Genomic DNA, 17,176 nt, shown 5'->3' with positions numbered 1-17,176 from the left:
CCATATATCCATAAAAGGCGACCCACGCCTCTCAAAGGGAACTGGGTCGCCTCAAGCAATTTAACGGATACCCCGAATCGCGCGAATAATACTTTTACCAAGCTCTCGACGAGCTGATCCCAACGGCGCGATAGGGTCAACAATCTTACGAAGAGGACTTCTGGGGGATAGGGCAGGCTCATGTATGAGGTAATCAGGTAGGCGGCCAGAACGATTACCCGCAATCGAATGCTGGAGAAGGGACTCATAAAATGGCGTCTCGCGTGCGTAGCGCCAATAGAGCTCACCACGATCACATCCCGCCAGCTTCCAAGGTTTCTCGAAACCAGCGTAGTGAACGATCTTTTCGTTGGAACGGGACTCAATGAACGCATCAAACATGTAGGCTGGAGCAAAGGTAAAAACCTTATTGATACGGCCAAAGCAGTCGATCATGACGTTCCAGCTGTAATCGAGATATACGACCTCTCCCTCACAATGCGCGTTCAAGACGTCCTGATCGTTGTAGATGAATCGGTCGTCGGAGGCGAACTCAAGCCATTCCTCCATCGTGTGACGCGAGCGCATGGCCCTCGTGTTCAAGACGAGGACTCCGGCCTGGAAATAGCTATAGGGGTCTTTCATGCCAAGGATCTCCTTGGCATAGGCGAGGCGATCGCCACGCTTCATATTAACGTTGGCGACAAAATCGATATCGTGCGCGGCGGCCAGCAGCGAATCGCCCAGATCGGTAGCGAAGAGCTCGGAGACATCCCCCCTGATGATCAAGTCGGAATCGAGATACAGAACCTTGTCGTAATACGGCAGCAGATCTTGAATCAAGAAGCGATAATACGTCTCGACGCTGATGTGCGGGTTATTCGTCGTGAGGTTATATTTCTCGATAACCTGCGAGACATCACAGAAGCCAAGGTTGACGTTGTCGTAACTTGAGAAGAATTCGCGCATGATCGCCTGGTTCGCACCGGAGATGTCACGATGCAAGACGGTGATATCGTAGCGATAGTTGTTCGAGGCGTTCGACAGCATCGAGTAAATTGTCGTAGTGAGCATCGGCACGTAGTTGTTATCCGATGCGAAGACCACGGGAACGATCTGGCGAAGGTCGTCGAGGCGCACGGGCATCTTGAGTCCCGGTTTATAATCAGGCTCCTGGAAATGGACACACTGCAGGCGTTTAATCGACAATTCCGGATGCATGCGCTGTTGATGGAGCAGGTAGATGTTGAGAAGCCGCTCAGACAGATGGCCAGGGGTGCGGACGCCCTCACGGCTGTACTTGCTCATATCGGTGGTGTTCACGAATTCTTCGAGAAGCGGGAAGAGCCACTCGCAATAAGCGCGGAAGATATCGCGCCTCATGATAAACATGTTGCAGAAACAGCCCGTATGACCGGAGAGGAACGCGCGGGCGTCCTGGGAGTACTCGGGGTGACGCCTTACCAGTATGTCGACGACACGGTCGAGATCTTCGACGTAGAGATGGTCGGCGGCATCATACTGGGAACGCAGCGTCGCTTCGGGACCCATGTAGGAACGAATATCTTGGACCACCGTGGTCGCGATGTCGACACCCTCGAGCGCCTTGTAGATCGACGCGTCATCCAAATGGTACTTTGCCTGGGAAACCTGGTCGATGCGGCCATCCATGATCTCGCCATACGAATTCTGCTCATGGAGCTCGGGGGAGAAATCGAAGTAGCGACGGTAATGGCAGAAACCGATATAGGGTGCATCGATGTTCTTCCACGCCCAATACTGAGTCGTGAGCTCGCAATACATGGAATTGAGCGTGGAGATGTTCTCACCCTCGTCATCATGCAGAGCCCAATCGTAGCGCATGTCGCGCATGGAGCAACCGACCTGTACCGGCTGCAGGACTTTACTATCGAAAAGGTCGACGCGCTTATGGGTGGAAACAAAGATGCGAACGTCTTGTTCATCGAAAGTGCGTAGCCTGGTGCGACGGCGCAAATCGTCGATATGCCCATGGGCGGCGTTGTAAAACGCCTGATACCGGCGTGAATGCGCCGCCTCGTTGCCCGCAAGCTCCCGAGCGGCCTCGTACCACTCGAGGAACGACGCGCCCTCGTCCAGGGACTCATCCGCCTCCCATGCGGAGTACGCAGCATCGCGGGCGAGACGCATCAACTGGACAGCGCAAGCGATATACGAGGAGCGGACGCCAGCCACACGCGCCGCTTCGACCTTATCGCAGTCCGCGACACGATTCGACCAGTCATTGAACAGCAAGTCGAAAAGCTTCCAACGAGCACCATCGGAGCATTCCTTGGCAACGGTCGTGCCCATACGCTCCGCATGATTTTTGATTGCGCAGACGGAGGACCAGAACTCATGAGCATCCTCGGCAAAGTCCTCGATAGAAAGCGAGGAGCCCGAATTGACCCCGCGGCCATAGTTGTAGAGCAGTCCAACGATATCGTTCCGCGTGACCGAACGGGTCGCCATGGCAAGCGTTACGAAGCTCTCATACGCATCCTCGGCACGGCCCAAATCAGCCCCGGTCATGGAATCGAACGCGCGCTTCAACAGCGGCGTCGCAAATGCACGTTGCGTGAAACGCCAATCCTGTCGATAACCTCCCGCGCCCGGAGAGAAGACGGCGCGCATGATGCCCTCACCAGTCAACTCCTCGAGAGGCGCGTTAATGTAGCTCTCGAACTGACTGGCCTCGGAAGTCCCTACGCCGCAGTCCTCCACCTTGATACCAAAATGCAGCAAATCAACAGGATTCGCCCGAAGGGCGGAATCCAGCTTCGTAAGAAAGCCAGGAAGGAATTCATCATCTGAATCAAGAAACACGGTGTAGTCGCCAGTAGCAAGCTCAACACCCTCAGCGCGCGTGCGGTGCAGCCCGCGGTTGTCGGCGCGATTGACAGCGATCACACGGGCATCACTAGAAGCAATCCGATTCAGAAGCATGCAGGTATCATCGGTGCTACCGTCGTTGATAACGATGAGCTCGATATCGCGGAAATCCTGAGACAAAACACTCTTAACGCAGGCATCCAAATAGCAAGCGTTGTTATACGAGGGGATGCAAACAGAAAAACGTGGCACAAAAGCCTCCCATTACTGACATTGTTACTTAAATAATACCTTTCAGAAGGCGAGCTCAACGAATCTTCTTGACTAGACGGCAGAGCACGTGATGCAGCAATGTCTCCGATTCATCGCCCTCAGCCTTTGATTGAGGAAAAAACTCTGCCTTAAGCTCTTGCTCACGAAGCCCAAGATCGCGAATATGGCCCGCCGCAACATCGCGATACTCTTGATACAGCCGATACGCCGCGTCCGATGTCGCAGTGACACCAGCTACCTCAACCGCATGCTCTGCCCATGCGTACCACGCGAGAAACCGTCTGTTGTCACCTGGAACACCCCCAGCATCCCAGACGGCGTACGCCTCATCGCGAACGAGTCTCATAACTTGCGCCGCTGTGGGAACGACCCCGAAAGCGCTGGACGCCCGCTCGAAGACCTCCTGAGAAAGGACAGGGTCGTCACGAACGTCCCACTGGGCAAAAAGGAGCTCTCCTAGACGGCTAGAGAACCCGTCCGCCGCATCGAGCGCCACACGAGCGAGAAGCGAATCGCACTGCCCTTCAAGCTGCTCGGCGAGTTGGCGGGAGACCCGGGACACCAGGCCAAAGGAGGCGGCGACCCGCGACCACAATGGCAACGAGAACGATTTGCACCCGGTCGCCCCGGTGCAATAGTTATAACGGTAGCCCTTGATGTCGTTCGCGATCACTGGGCGGCTGGTGTGCAAAGCTATTGCGAAGTGCTCGAGGCCGTCCTCTGCGAAACCAATGCGCTCATGGGGAAGAGATTCAAAAGCCCGTTTCACGGTGGACGCGGCAAAAACGCGCTGCGTGACACGCCAATCAAGCTGATACCCACCCTCGAGCGTATACGCGAGCGAAAGGATATCGGTACGGTCTGCGACGTGCAGCCGGGCGTTCGCCTGCGATTCCATGTCAGTGACCTCAGCGGCATCGATCGCAAAAGACGCAACGATTTCCATACCGAAATGAAGGTAATCAGAATTCGTCCGAGCCAGGCGCTCGTCCAGCGCCGTCAACGTCCCCGGCAGCAACTTGTCATCAGAGTCGAGAAACAAGATGTAGTCACCGCGAGCGCGCTCGACGGCTGCAGCTCGGGCGCAATGAGTCCCTTGGTTTTCTGACAACATGACAGGCACCACGCGCCGGTCATGGACAGAAGCGTCCATCAAGATGGACTCAGTCGCATCGATGCTGCCGTCGTTGGCGATCACGACTTCGAAATCCTCGAAATCCTGAGAAAACAAGCTTGAAAGGCAGTCGGAGAGATAGTCCCCGTCGTTGTATGAAGCTATGCAGATAGAGAATCGGGGCACGAAAACCCTCCAGGCTGAACGACTTCATAAAGATGAAGAACGAGATGATGACATCGCCATTGTACTAGACCGCTGACAATTGACAGATGCGCGGTGAACCACTGCGCCTCTCCGCACATGAACCGAATAAAGTAATCGAGCGTCGACTCAGAGGAGCCATGGAATTCATCAACCGACTCATGCAGCCACCCCTACCAGCTGATCATTTCAAGCGCACATTCATCGACTCAAACAAGATACCCGGATGAACATGGATCTCGCATCGAAAAAGCGTGCGGCGATTGCCGGCACGCATTGAGCGGCCAACGAAACCAAAGCGCGGTTTGAATTTGAAAAACACGACGCCCAATACGTGAACCTCGAAATTGCGACGTTGCAGGCGTTCCTCGAGCTCGGGAGAGATCCTTGTAAATGAGCACGAGCGAGGACCTCGGTGAGTCGAAATTCGCACGGAAACTCAAAGTCGTCAACACGGGATGCGAAACCTTTCGCTGCGTGGCCTCCTACCCATCGAGACACTAAAACAACGCAGGGTCTACATGGATAAGGTCGAGCCCTGTTACAATCTAGCCTACGCGAGCAACGGGCTGTAGCAGTTTCGCTCCGACCGCATGCAAACAGCATCCCGGCGAGAAAAGGACGGACGAGAAGGTGGCCGCCTCATCGCGATCGACTTCGTCGCGCTCCGCATCGAATCCACGCGCGGGCACTACCCCGCGGCTCTCACCGACCCATGCTGTGCAGACGCCGACCACCACATCCAACTCGCACCCTGCATCAAACTGCGCCATGAAGGACATCGCTATCACCACGGACTTCTCGACCAGATAGCGGCAGACGACACGCTGACGGATCGTATCGAAATCACGGACGGCGAGACGGGCCTATCGAAGCCTGCGCTCACAAGCTGAGATATCTACCTCTCGTGCAAACGTCATTCCGCACTCATCGCGAGCATCTTGGGCATCCCAGGATCTTACGCATGCGCAGCGAGTTATGCACATTATCCGAACACGATGCGCTATCTGGCGGAAACCTGCCGTTATCCGGATCATCCCATCGAAGACAGGGAGCTCGAGATCGATGTCACCGCCATAGTGGCAACCAGCAATGAGCAGCGCAACCATCCCGTCGTACCAGAGGCGATCCTCAACCCAACCGACGTTTGGCTGGGCGCGATCAAGGAGCCCTGCCGCTAAAGCAAAGAGCGGGCGGGCCGATCGACCCGCCCGCATCCCCTTTCACGCGGATCGCGATGTCATCCGCGTGAAACCGCAAAGGCAGCAGGATCACGCAACAGCTCGAGCATAAGAGCCCAGTCACCAGGCTCGAATCTAGATTCATCGAGCTCCCCGTTTTCAAAGGGGATTCGGAACTCATCGGCCCAACGCTCGGCAAATTCTAGATGGTGCGCTGCGAAAATACGGTCGTAATTCCACCGATATGTACTGAACTGCTGTCCAAAGAGGTCACAGAGGAAGGCAGCAGATCGAGCGGGATCGGCACGACAGAACTCCAGAGCGCACGCGAATTCACCGCAAACCTCGAACACCTTGTTGTCCGACTTCACCGAGGATTCGACACGGTCAACGCGGTAGTGTAGATACGCTGCATCGACAAGGCGCACACGCCGTGCGGCCATCCAGGAGCGCAGCGTAAACGAGGTGTCCTGAAACGATGCCCCCGGCGTCTCGATAAAGCTGATGCCGTTCTCCTCGAGCATCGAGCGCTTGTAGATTGCCGCCCAGATCGAGGGCACCGTCCGCAGAATCTGGGGATAGCGGCGGGGATCAATGACGCATCCGTGTGGAAACGATGCAAACGGGAACGAACGGACATCAGCACCGTCATATTCAAAGTAATCAGCCTTCACAATATCGAGCATCCCGAACCGAGAGCGCGCGACGAGCTCCTCGAATGCATCGGGAGAGACGAAGTCATCCGACTCGACGATACCGATGTACTGGCCGCGCGCGGCGCGCATTCCACAGTTCATCGACGCCCCATAGCCCGAGTTCCTTTTGTCTATAATCTGGAATCGGTCGTCGCGTGCGGCATACCGCTGAGCAATCTCGAGTGAAGAATCGGTCGACCCATCGTTTATGCAGATGAATTCGATATCCTTCAGCGTCTGCGCTTCAAGACTATCGAGGCATTTCGGCAAATAACGTTCGACATTATAGATGGGCACAAGAACTGATACGCGTGGCTTTTTCATCTTTCACCTAACCATTGCGTTCAAAACGGGCACAAAGCCCGTTGGCGACACTCTTAACAGCGACCAGAAGAAGCCCGAACATCACAGAGACCAGGACGACGACCGGGGGCCTGACGCCAAGATCCCATATAACGCTATGGGGCACATAGACATCAAGCATGTTGATGACGAGCATATGGATCAGGTATACGTACAGCGTGACGGAGGAAAGCAAGCGAAAGCCTGCGCTGCGGAATACACCGCGTTTCTGGAACCACGGCTCGGCGCCCTTCAGCAGCCCGAAGACCGCGCAGGAATAGCAGGCGCAGAACACGTGCTGGATATTCAGGTAGAAGTTGTCAAAGTCTGCAAATTCGCCCGAAGCAACCGTATGGCCGATATTGGTCTTCAAGGTCATGCCGACCATGATGGCAAGCGACCCAACGATGACGAGAGCCGAGACGCCACGTGCCCTCCTATCGATCTCGACATGATGTTGGACGTAATACCCAAGTAGATAGAAGAAGATGGGTCCTGTAAGATACGGAATGGCAAAGAGACTCAGCAACGTATGCGTCGGCGCGAACCGGTTGATCAACGGAATGACGGCTGTCGAGACGAAGCTGAGCGTGAGCAGATAGCGGAGGAGCTGCTTATCCCGCGCGGCGTAGGATAACAGCGGGGTCACTAGATAGAGCCCTATAATCGAATAGATGAACCAATAGATATCGCAGATCTGATTCATCAGCAGCTCACTTACGAAGTCCGAGACACTTGGCTCGCGAGCCGAAAGGCCGAATGCGCCCGGCGCGCAGCAGGAAAGCACGTAATAGAGCAAGCTGAACCCCACCAGTGGAACGACCACACGCTTCAGACGCTTTTTCAAAAATGTCTTCGTGTCGTACTTCTCGCGATAGCTGAGCAGATTCGCACCGCTCATCATGAAGAAGACAGGAACGGCAAAACTGAACAGCGACTGGACGATAACGGACAGGAACCACAGAAGGTTGCCCTCGTTCAAAAAGACAACGGTTGAGCAATGGAGATAGACCACCGCCATACAGGATAAGATGCTCAGCACATCCATATAGATTGTTCGACGCGCCATCATGCTCTCCAGACTCGAGGCGTCCCAATAACTCGGCGGGGCGATCGTCGAGGCGATTGTCCCGCGCGTATCATCACATCAGCTCGTACAGCTTGTTCTCCCCATCATCGAGCACGAGCTTGAAATGCGGATCCGACGGATCAATTTTATCGAAGGTGGTCCAATGCACGAAGGGATATAGGGTATAGGGAGACCACAACGTATGCTCCTGGAACGGTTTGAAGTTCGAGGTGCCCATCACAAGGACATAGCGCGCACCAGTGCGCGCTACCGCTTCCTGGACGCAAGAGTTCGATCCGTACTGGTGAATTTTGCTATGAAGCACAATCGAGTCGCTCGATTCATCGTCCAGCATGAACGATTTATAGTAGACGTTGACGTCATAAAGGGAGTAGCCGAAAACCGAACCATCGAAGGGGTTGTTGAAGACAATGTCATCGCCGGTGACCTCGGCAACACGCTTGAGAAACGCGCTCTCATCAAACGTCAGCAGCTTGTTTTTCGTCTGCTTGTTCTCAGCGGTCAGCTCCGCATACGCCTCATGGAACGCTCCCTGGGGATAGCCGAAATTCGGAAACATGACGTTCGCATATGATACGGCAACGCCGAACAGGATCGCCACGCTGAAACGCGCGGCGCGAGGTGCCTTAACCCTTTCGGGAAGAGCACGATAGAGTGCATCGGTCAGCGAACCCAGCCCCAACGAGGCCAACGGAACCGCCAGCAAGGCGACCGACGCCGCCGTGCGATGGGGGTCCGTATACCAAAAACCGGCAAGCAACTGCTTGAGCGGACCTTCCATGGTGATTCCCACAACGTAGATTGCGCCCATGATGGCATAACTCACGGCTAACCAACGGTCGTCCCGCCTGAAAGCGAGCAGGAATCCTACTGCGACGAGCGCAGCGGCCAGATACTGGGGCAGGTCGCGGCGCAATGCGAGGCTCAGCAGAGTCCAAATTCCGTACGGGACAGAATACAGACTCTCCCAGTTGAAGGTGACGACCGATTCGAACGCAGGCAGCTTGAAGCAGACGATCCAAATGGCAACGGTGAAAAGGGCGAAGGCGAGGGCCGCGGCAACACCGGCCCCCTTAGATGCGAACGCGCCGCCCTTGACCGCGCGCGAGGCGAACCCAAAGAGAGCGTGGCAGCAGAACGGAGCGAGGAAGACCGCAAGCAAAAAGACCGTATTGGGCTGCAATGCGGCCAAAGCGATGGATGCGACTACGAAATGGAAGGCATACAGTAACCGTTGCCCAACCGGTCTTGCCGGGGACCAGGTCGAGATGAACAGAAACGCGACCTGGGGGGCGCAACACATCGAAGCCATGTTCGGATAGAGTGGACCGTAGAGCAGCAAGCCAAACGGAAAGGCTACGAACATCATTGACGTGAACGCACCTGCAAGAATGATGCCCCGCCTTTGCCGGAACAATACCGAATGCAGCAGATACGATCCCACAGGATATACGAACGCCATGAAGGCGAGGAGCGACGCGTTCTCAGCAGCGGTGACGGAATAATCGAACAAATCGACGCCCAAAGCGGCGAAAAGCGTGAACGCGGCGGGATAGAAACCTCGGTTATCCGGCGTGGGACACGACTCTATCGGGAGATCGAGCGGATAGTATCCCGTATTGAGAATGGAATACTGCCCGTCTACAGCCATCGTCTCGATACGGCCCATGTGCGCGAGATTATCGGAATACTGAACGAAGGATTCTGGGCCATCGAGCGGCACGACGAAGATGACCGTCGATACCAGGAAGCCGATAACGACGTAGAGCGGTAATTCCGACAAGTGAGCTCCCCAGCGGTCGACGCGCGAACTCGTGAGAGACGAGCGCAGGCGGCCGCCAAGGCCAGCGGACAGACAGCGCGAGACAGTGTATGCGCGTGGCAGCGTGCTATATTCGCAGGGAGCGTCGACTTGAGACCCTTCAGACGCGAAATGGGTCCCCGAAAGGGACTGCGCCGCCGTAGTCGCTACGGGCCCCTTGCGCGAGCGGACACAGCGAAAGGCGACGGCAACCAGACCGGCAACGGCGCAAACCACCGCAAGTGACGCAACCATCACGGTGGCAGAAACGCGAGCACCGAGAACATCGTAGAAGATGCCAATGGCACACAGGACCGTGATGGAAACCAAGGGGGCGACACCGATGGATACCGGGGTCGAAAACCCGAAGGATCGCAAAGACAGCATCGGGATCAGCAGCACCGCGATATCGAAAGCAACGAGCATAAAAAATGCGAACCAGGACAAACCCATCACCATACACAGACGATACACAGACGAAGAACGAAACGAACAAGTTGCAGAATTATAGAACAGGAGGCTCGCAAGCCCGGAACGCCGCGAGCAGCTGATCGGCTGTCGAGGCCCATGAGCAGGAGACGCGAACATGAGCGTACGTGCGCTCCCCCATCAAAGCGAGCTCGGAGCGTGCGCCGGACATGCCCCGAAGCGTCTCGGCGAGCTCGGCCGCATCGGCTTTCCTGAGGATATGGCCGCAGGATTCGTCGGGTATCACCTCAAACGCACCCCCCACATCCGTAACTACGCTCGGGGTTCCACAAGCCGATGCCTCGAGTAGCGAGGTTGAAAAACCCTCAGAGCGGGTCGGCAGACAGAATACGTCGGACTGGAGCAGAAGCGCAGCGATGTCGCCGCTATCAAGACGGCCGGCAAGGTGAACGTTGTCCAACCCGCACCCCTCCACCTCCGAGCGCAGCGGGCCATCGCCGGCAACGACCAGATGAGGAATTCCGTCGTCGCCGTCCTTTGAAACACCGGCGTAGTCCTGAAGAAGCTTGAAGGCCTCGAGCAAGACGAAGATGCCTTTCTCGGGTATCAGGCGCCCCGTGAACGCCGCCATCATGGATTCGCGCGGAATGGCGAAATCGGAACGAAAGTCGCGCGAGGACGCCTGGGCACGGTACGCATCCGCGTCGATCGAGTTGCTGATGATACCCCTAGCCTCGATACCGAAATGACGCAGCCAATCGCAGCTCTTACGAGAGATACCGTAAAAATCGACACCTTGACGCTTGAGCAGTGCCGTAACAGCATCCTCGTAACGCGCTATCACGGCATCGGCAAAGCTGCTCCCCAAAGTGAGGTAGGCCGAGCCATGATCGAGGACAATGGGGCGAAGACCGCGACGACGCGCAAATGCGGTACCGAGAAGGGAGTGGATGTAAAATCGCGTATTCACGAGAACGCCGTCGAACGCCATCGAATCGAGTGCAGAGACGATGGACCTGAAGCAAGCATTCTTGATGGGGACGGGATAACGGCCACCTAGAAGCGACATACAGGGGAAGCGAAATACCTCAATATGGCCCGTGCGACCATCCGGCGGCGCTCCGTCGAGAGCCTCACGGCCATCGGCCGCAGCAACGCCCCGCACGTCGATGAGCTCATGGGGGCCCAGGTCGCCCGTATCGTTCGTCACGATGACGACCCGATGCCCCCTGTGCGCAAGCTCCATCGCAAGACTTTGCGTAAAGCGCTCAACACCACCCATGCTTGGTGCATACAGTGCAGAGAATATGCAGAAAGCCGACAAAGAGACCCCATTTCCGGTGAATTGAAACGATTCGCGAATAAAGAGATGCACGCTTCTGCGCTTTTGCATATGGTACACCCGCACATCGACATTCTGCCGTATCATATAATACTGCGCTTTACGGAATATTAAAAAAAGGATTGCATTAGGAATGTCAACGCTCGTCATCATCCCCGCATACAACGAAGAGGAATCGATAATAGCCACGGTCGAAGAGCTTCGTGAACAAGCGCCCCAATACGATTACGTGATCATCAACGACGGGTCGCGCGACCGGACCTCCGAACTGTGTCGCGCGCGCGGATACGACATCATTGACCTTCCCGCAAACCTCGGCCTAACCGGCGCTTTCCAGACGGGAATGAAATACGCCCACCGCCACGGCTACGACCATGCGATCCAGTTCGATGCGGACGGCCAGCACATCCCTGTCTATATCGAGAACCTCGTCCGCGATATGGAGCAGACGGGCGCCGACGTCGTTATCGGCTCACGATTCGTCACACAGAACAAGCCCGCCTCGCTCAGGATGCTGGGATCGAACCTTATTTCTGCGCTCATACGCCTTACCACCGGAAAGCTCATCAAGGACCCCACTTCGGGCATGCGTATCTACAACCGCTCGGTAATCGAGCTGTTCGCCAGCCGCGACGACCTATCGCCCGAGCCCGATACGCTTGCGTTCCTTATCAAGCGCTGCGGTATGGACGTGGTCGAGCGCCAGGTTTCCATGCGTGACAGACATGCCGGTGAGAGCTATCTCACCCTGTCCAAATCGATCAGCTATATGTCCGTCGCCTGCTCCAGCATCCTGCTCTCACTCTGGTTTAGGAGGTAGCATGTCTCTCGCCCTCAGAATCTTCCTTTTTGCAAACGCCGTCGTTGTCCTGTTATTCGTAGCGAAGCAGATCAAGAAATCGGCATTCGAGACCGCTGACGCACTGTATTGGTTCGTCTTGAGCTCCAGTCTGGTCGTGCTCGCCGCCTTCCCCGAGATCGCATTCTTCTTCTCCAACATGCTTGGGTTCCAGTCGCCATCGAACTTCATCTTTCTCGCGATGATCGCCCTGCTACTCATCAGAGACTTCAGGCTGCAGAGCGACCTCATTAGGCTGCGCCGCAAGGTAACGGCACTCACGCAGGAGATTGCGCTGCGGGAGCATGATAGCGAGCACCAGGCATCCTGGAAGAAGACCAAGTGACGGTAATGACCCAACCGAGCAGCAGCCAGAACAAGATCCCAGCTATCAAAACGGGAGCGTAGGATCATCGCAATCGCCTCCTAGCTTTGGCAGTCCTCGCCCGGCCTTTGCCTAGACGACGAAGCCCCGTCCGTCGATCGAATCAACTTGTCGCCGACGTGGAGGTCGCGGCCCCCTTCGGCGCTAAACGCAGGCATCACGGGAAAAACGGTGCTCACAGGCCTGGCAAAAGTCTAGACCGTAGGTGATGGCTGACTCGGATGGAGCAAGAATCACGACACTCCACTCGTCATGCCGGCTCGCCCCCTCAATGGCAACAGGGGCACGACGCCTGGAAGCGTCGAACCCCGATGTAACTCAGACCGACGAGCGGACTCTGAAAAGCAAAGAAAAACCGCTACTCGCTCGACCAGCTGGTCCCATCCGGGAATCGCAGCAGCAGCGGGAGATGCGTGCGACGGTTCTCAAGTTCGGGCAGCTTTTTCCAATCACCGTACATCTGAACGAGATAGCGCTCCCATTCTCGCGGAACCGGAAGATCAATCCCCTCAAACGAAAGAGTTGAGACGGGAAGTAAATCCCCCACCCGATACCCTTGAACATTGGGCCATGCCAACTCCAGCACGACATCGTCTGGATGCAACTCCCTCCTCACGATGGCACGATCGAATCGCCGCTTGATGCCCTCACGAGAGAAGATGCCCTTTACAAGGTAATGAACCGCGCGACAGCCCACTGCCTCGATGCGACCTAACCCCCCTCCATGCGGAACGACAATGGTCTTCGAATGCCAAAGGTACGAAGCGGACTGCCATAGTTTCGCCGTGCGACGCTGCTTCGCCTCAATGCGCTCATCCGGCTCAAGAAAGTCATAGGGAAAGATATCGACGAAGATACCCTGGTCGCAGCCCGCCTCCTGGGTCTCCCTTGTCGCGAACACGGTACCATCGCGGTAGACCTTCGCAAACATCCCCGCGAAACCGGGGGTGTTGCCGAACGTATGAAGCGAGTACCCATCGGGAAGATGGCCCCGTGCGACCTCGATGAAGCGATCGAAATCAGATCGGAGCATCGCGATGTCGATGTCGTCGTCCCACGGGATAAAGCCCTGATGCCGAGCGGCCCCCAGTAGCGTTCCCGCATCGATGAACCAGGCGATACCGTGCTCATCGCAGAGTGCGGCGATTGTTTTGAGAATTTCAAGCTCGTTGAGCTGTAGCTTCTTCAGCGCTTCATCCTTATTCACACTTACTCCTTATGCATCGACCGTACGTTGACGCAGCTCGCGAAGACCGTGCGCGATCCGCCAGCAAGAGAGTATGACGGCGACGCAGTATGCAAACGCGATGGAATAGCTCACACCGTTCATTCCACATGCATCTACGAGCACAACCGAGGCAGGCAGCGAGATGGCGCACCCTGCAAGATTGGCGATGAGCGTCCCCCTCATATCCCTCATCGCAATCAAAAGGTCCGTCACGAACGCGATGCATGCCGCGAAGGCAGAGCTCGCCAAACCCGCATACATCAAGAATCCGTATTCGGCGATTGCGCTACCGAAGACCAGTCGCAAAAATGCGTCACCGAACAGAAGAAAAAGGATACCCCCGCCAATAAAGATAACTGCAAACGAGCAGAACACCCGTACCAGAAGCTTTACGAAGCCCGTCAAATCCCCTCGATCAAGCTTGGAGGCAAAAATGCCCAGAAGCGGGGCGTAGACATAGGAAGAGCATGCCTGGATCAGCACGATGGGCGTGCACACCGTAGCGTAGATGCCAAGGGCCGACTCCCCCTCCGTCATGCCGAGGTATTGCCTGGCCACGGTCACGACCAGTGAGCAAGCGACAGTACCAAGCACCGCGGGGAAGCATTCGACGAGCAGGCGCCGCACACCGTTCCCGGAGAACACGGGAACCACCGACGATAGGCTTCCCGCGCGGCGAAGATCGTAGGACATGACGGGGAGCGTCGAGACGATCATGGCGGCGATAGCGATTTCAAGGTTGTTGGTGAAATACAACGCGAGCGCAAACGACAGGGTGAACAGTATACTGCGGGCAAGCATCGATTTACCGCAGTAGTCCATACGCGCATGTTGCTGGTCGATTCCGTGAAGGACATCGATGAACAAATCGATGAATCTGAACGCGCTATACAGGCAGATGGCGAGATAGGCGTTCGCAGGACAGGTGGCAACCATATAGCCTATGGTAAGCAGCGCTGCCAACCCGATGGTTACAATGCGAAAACCGACGTATTCTCCGCTGGAAGTCTTCTCATGGATGTCGGAAACCTGATACGAGCGAATCTTATAGAGAGCCACGGGGGCAAAGACGTTCGAGACGGCCATGGCGAGCGCCAGCACGCCGGCCGCGTCATATCCCGTTGTAAGGCGCACGATCAGGACCGTCGTGAGCCACTGACAGCCCGAATAGAAGAGCGAACCGATGGAGTTCCAGGCCATATTGGCTTTTACAGAAAGCTCGGAACCCAAGCCATCCCCCAAACAAACGCGTTGAACATGCACCTTGCGGCTACATCTTGGAACAGCCCTGTGAAGTGTTCAGTTTCATTCGTTTGTTGTACTAAAACGAACACCATAAGGCAGCGGGACACCAATGACCACGAAGAGGCATCGATGAATATATCAAAGAAGCAATTCGAAGTTCTAAACGTCCTAAGAACTGCAGAAAATCCCAGTCAGCGTGCCATCGCCCAAGCGACGGGCGCCTCGCTAGGAACCGTCAACCGCATCGTGAAGGAACTCGAAGACGAAGGCCTGACGAAGGATGGCACGGTGACCCCTGCGGGGTTCGAAGCCCTCCATCCCTTCAAAGTTGATAACGCCATTATTATGGCAGCGGGGCTCTCAAGCCGCTTCGCTCCAATCTCCTACGAGAAGCCAAAAGGCTTGCTTCGCGTTCGGGGTGAGATCCTCATCGAGCGCCAGATCAAGCAACTGCGCGAAGCGGGCATCAACAACATTACCATCGTCGTGGGATATAAAAAGGAATACTTCTTCTACCTTGAAAGCAAGTACGGCGTCTCGACCGTCATCAACGACGAATACGCATCGCGTAACAACCATGCTTCCCTGATGAAAGTCCGCGAGCGCCTCGGCAACACCTATATTTGCTCAAGCGATGACTACTTCATCATCAACCCCTTCAAGCCCTACGTTTACGCAGCATATTATTCCGCTCAGTTCGCCGAAGGGGCCACGAAGGAGTGGTGCATGACCACCGGTGCCCAAGACGTCATCAAATCCGTCTCAATCGGCGGATCGAATGCATGGTATATGCTGGGCCACGTCTATTTCGATCGCGCATTCTCGAAGCGTTTCGTCGAAATCCTCGAAGCCGAATACAATCGACCTGCAACAAAAGACAAACTGTGGGAGGAGCTCTATATCGACCATATCAAAGAATTCTCCATGACCATGCGCAGATACCCCACAGACGCCATCAACGAATTCGACTCCCTTGACGAGCTGCGCGCGTTCGACCCCCACTTCATAGAGAACGTCGATACTGACATCTTCGACAGCATCGTGCAGGTTCTTGGCTGCACGAAGGCAGAAATACGCGACGTGTACCCACTCAAGCAGGGTCTCACCAACCTGTCCTGCCACTTTAGAACCGATGCCGGTGAATACGTGTACCGTCATCCAGGCGTGGGAACGGAGCTCCTCATCGGTCGCGAAGGCGAGGCCGCCGCGCAAACCGTCGCCAAGAAACTCGGCCTTGATGATACCTTCATCTACGAAGACCCCACCCGCGGCTGGAAGATCAGCCGCTTCATCCCCGACTGCTCGCAGCTCGATCCCCGCAATTGCGCGCAAGTAGCCCATGCCATGCAGATGGCACGGGCCCTGCACGACAGCGATGTGGCCGTGGAGCGCACTTTCGACTTCTACGATGAGGCCAAGCGATACAAGCGTCTACTACTCGAAAAGGGCCCGATCGATATCCCCGGATACCACGAGATGGCGGCAAAGGTCGATCGACTCGAAGCTTTCATCCGGGCAGACAACGCCCCCCGCCTGTCTTTGTCACAACGATTTCTTCATGCTCAACTTTCTCATCGACGCATCGGGCAAGTACTACCTCATCGACTGGGAGTACGCGGGCATGAGCGACTACGCAAACGACTTCGGAACCTTCTGCGTCTGCTGCGAGCTCGGCGAACAGGAAGTCGACGCCGCCCTCGAAGGACGGCATAAAGTTATTGTTGGTTTGAAATGAGGGCGGGCCTCCCTTACCTTCGGATTGTCGAGATTCGAGGAAGAGGAGACCCGAGATGAATCTTACCGCACCTGCCGCCGTGGCGGCGTTCGAGGCCGCGTTCCTGGACATGCTGAGGGAGGGGCCCGGCGGCTTCGGGGCGTTCGAGTCCGAGGCGAGGTCGGTCGCGCTGGCCAGCTGCGCCGAGGCCATGTCTGATGTGGCTATACTAAATTGGACAGTCGGATGAGAGTCTGAGGGCCCTTCGAGGAAAGGAGGCCCCATGCGGGACCCCAAGCACCCCAGGCAGTTCACCGAGGAGTTCAGGCGGCAGATAGTCGCCCTGGTGGACTCCGGAAAGCCCCGCGCGGAGGTGATGCGCGAGTACGACCTCGGCAAGTCGACGCTCGACCGCTGGATCCAGCGCGTCCACGCCTGCGGCTCCACCGCCGCCGCCGACAACCGC

Annotated in this window: 16 protein-coding genes and 1 pseudogene; 9 read left to right on the top strand and 8 right to left on the bottom strand. The window is 56.2% G+C overall.

The window, feature by feature from the left end; all coding sequences use genetic code 11:
- Positions 1-60 precede the first annotated feature (60 nt).
- On the bottom strand, positions 61-3,081 hold the full coding sequence (locus DWV48_RS05130; RefSeq protein WP_118653765.1) for a DUF4422 domain-containing protein: 3,021 nt from the start codon (positions 3,079-3,081) through the stop codon (positions 61-63).
- A gap of 55 nt (positions 3,082-3,136) precedes the next feature.
- Positions 3,137-4,402, bottom strand: coding sequence for a glycosyltransferase family A protein (locus DWV48_RS05125; RefSeq protein WP_118653764.1), 1,266 nt, complete (start codon positions 4,400-4,402; stop codon positions 3,137-3,139).
- Between the two features lie 611 nt (positions 4,403-5,013).
- Between DWV48_RS05125 and DWV48_RS09090 the strand changes: the two genes are divergently transcribed.
- Together DWV48_RS09090 and DWV48_RS05115 are read left to right on the top strand one after the other, a co-directional pair.
- The gene (locus DWV48_RS09090) at positions 5,014-5,313 is read left to right on the top strand and encodes a hypothetical protein (protein WP_147352844.1); all 300 of its coding nucleotides are present in this window, start codon (positions 5,014-5,016) and stop codon (positions 5,311-5,313) included.
- 105 nt (positions 5,314-5,418) lie between these two features.
- Positions 5,419-5,601: a hypothetical protein gene (locus tag DWV48_RS05115; protein ID WP_118653762.1), complete on the top strand. Its 183-nt coding sequence runs from the start codon at positions 5,419-5,421 to the stop codon at positions 5,599-5,601.
- A gap of 59 nt (positions 5,602-5,660) precedes the next feature.
- On the opposite strand, the gene DWV48_RS05110 is transcribed toward DWV48_RS05115, so the two are convergent.
- The 3 genes from DWV48_RS05110 to DWV48_RS05100 all read right to left on the bottom strand — a co-directional run bounded on the left by DWV48_RS05110 (position 5,661) and on the right by DWV48_RS05100 (position 9,916).
- Entirely contained in the window at positions 5,661-6,620 is a 960-nt protein-coding gene (locus tag DWV48_RS05110; RefSeq protein ID WP_118653761.1) for a glycosyltransferase, read from the bottom strand.
- A gap of 7 nt (positions 6,621-6,627) precedes the next feature.
- Positions 6,628-7,686, bottom strand: a complete 1,059-nt coding sequence (locus DWV48_RS05105; RefSeq protein WP_255413659.1) for an acyltransferase — start codon at positions 7,684-7,686, stop codon at positions 6,628-6,630.
- Between the two features lie 94 nt (positions 7,687-7,780).
- The gene (locus DWV48_RS05100; protein WP_369834832.1) at positions 7,781-9,916 is read right to left on the bottom strand and encodes a DUF6541 family protein; all 2,136 of its coding nucleotides are present in this window, start codon (positions 9,914-9,916) and stop codon (positions 7,781-7,783) included.
- Here DWV48_RS05100 and DWV48_RS09185 point away from each other — a divergent pair.
- Positions 9,831-10,040, top strand: a complete 210-nt coding sequence (locus tag DWV48_RS09185) for a hypothetical protein (RefSeq protein ID WP_158574826.1) — start codon at positions 9,831-9,833, stop codon at positions 10,038-10,040. The genes DWV48_RS05100 and DWV48_RS09185 overlap by 86 nt on opposite strands.
- On the opposite strand, the gene DWV48_RS05095 is transcribed toward DWV48_RS09185, so the two are convergent.
- Positions 10,035-11,240: a glycosyltransferase family 4 protein gene (locus DWV48_RS05095; protein WP_158574825.1), complete on the bottom strand. Its 1,206-nt coding sequence runs from the start codon at positions 11,238-11,240 to the stop codon at positions 10,035-10,037. The genes DWV48_RS09185 and DWV48_RS05095 overlap by 6 nt on opposite strands.
- 193 nt (positions 11,241-11,433) lie before the next feature.
- On the opposite strand from DWV48_RS05095, the gene DWV48_RS05090 reads away from it, so the two are divergent.
- Both DWV48_RS05090 and DWV48_RS05085 read left to right on the top strand, forming a co-directional pair.
- On the top strand, positions 11,434-12,120 hold the full coding sequence (locus DWV48_RS05090) for a glycosyltransferase family 2 protein (protein WP_118653831.1): 687 nt from the start codon (positions 11,434-11,436) through the stop codon (positions 12,118-12,120).
- 1 nt (position 12,121) lies between these two features.
- Positions 12,122-12,484, top strand: a complete 363-nt coding sequence (locus DWV48_RS05085; protein ID WP_158574824.1) for a DUF2304 domain-containing protein — start codon at positions 12,122-12,124, stop codon at positions 12,482-12,484.
- A 397-nt stretch (positions 12,485-12,881) separates the two neighbouring features.
- Here the strand turns inward: DWV48_RS05085 and DWV48_RS05080 are convergent, their stop codons facing one another.
- Positions 12,882-13,730 carry a phosphorylcholine transferase LicD gene (locus DWV48_RS05080; protein ID WP_118653756.1) on the bottom strand — a complete coding sequence of 283 codons (849 nt, stop codon included), beginning with the start codon at positions 13,728-13,730 and terminating at the stop codon, positions 12,882-12,884.
- 9 nt (positions 13,731-13,739) lie between these two features.
- Positions 13,740-14,951, bottom strand: a complete 1,212-nt coding sequence (locus DWV48_RS05075) for a lipopolysaccharide biosynthesis protein (protein WP_118653755.1) — start codon at positions 14,949-14,951, stop codon at positions 13,740-13,742.
- Positions 14,952-15,008: 57 nt separating this feature from the next.
- On the opposite strand from DWV48_RS05075, the pseudogene DWV48_RS09390 reads away from it, so the two are divergent.
- From DWV48_RS09390 to DWV48_RS09380, 4 genes and pseudogenes are all read left to right on the top strand, one after another.
- Positions 15,009-15,614 (top strand): annotated as a pseudogene (locus DWV48_RS09390) (NTP transferase domain-containing protein); the annotation flags it as partial.
- Positions 15,615-16,335: 721 nt separating this feature from the next.
- Positions 16,336-16,731, top strand: coding sequence for a phosphotransferase (locus DWV48_RS09510; RefSeq protein ID WP_369834831.1), 396 nt, complete (start codon positions 16,336-16,338; stop codon positions 16,729-16,731).
- 55 nt (positions 16,732-16,786) lie between these two features.
- A complete protein-coding gene (locus tag DWV48_RS09180; protein ID WP_158574823.1) occupies positions 16,787-16,960 on the top strand; it encodes a hypothetical protein in 174 nt (57 codons plus the stop codon).
- A 33-nt stretch (positions 16,961-16,993) separates the two neighbouring features.
- Positions 16,994-17,176: helix-turn-helix domain-containing protein (locus tag DWV48_RS09380; protein ID WP_233546164.1), on the top strand; the 183-nt coding region annotated here is incomplete at its 3' end.

Origin of the sequence: Collinsella sp. AF08-23 (genome assembly GCF_003479805.1) — a bacterium.
Classification (GTDB): domain Bacteria; phylum Actinomycetota; class Coriobacteriia; order Coriobacteriales; family Coriobacteriaceae; genus Collinsella.
This window is presented reverse-complemented; position numbering and strand designations above follow the sequence as displayed.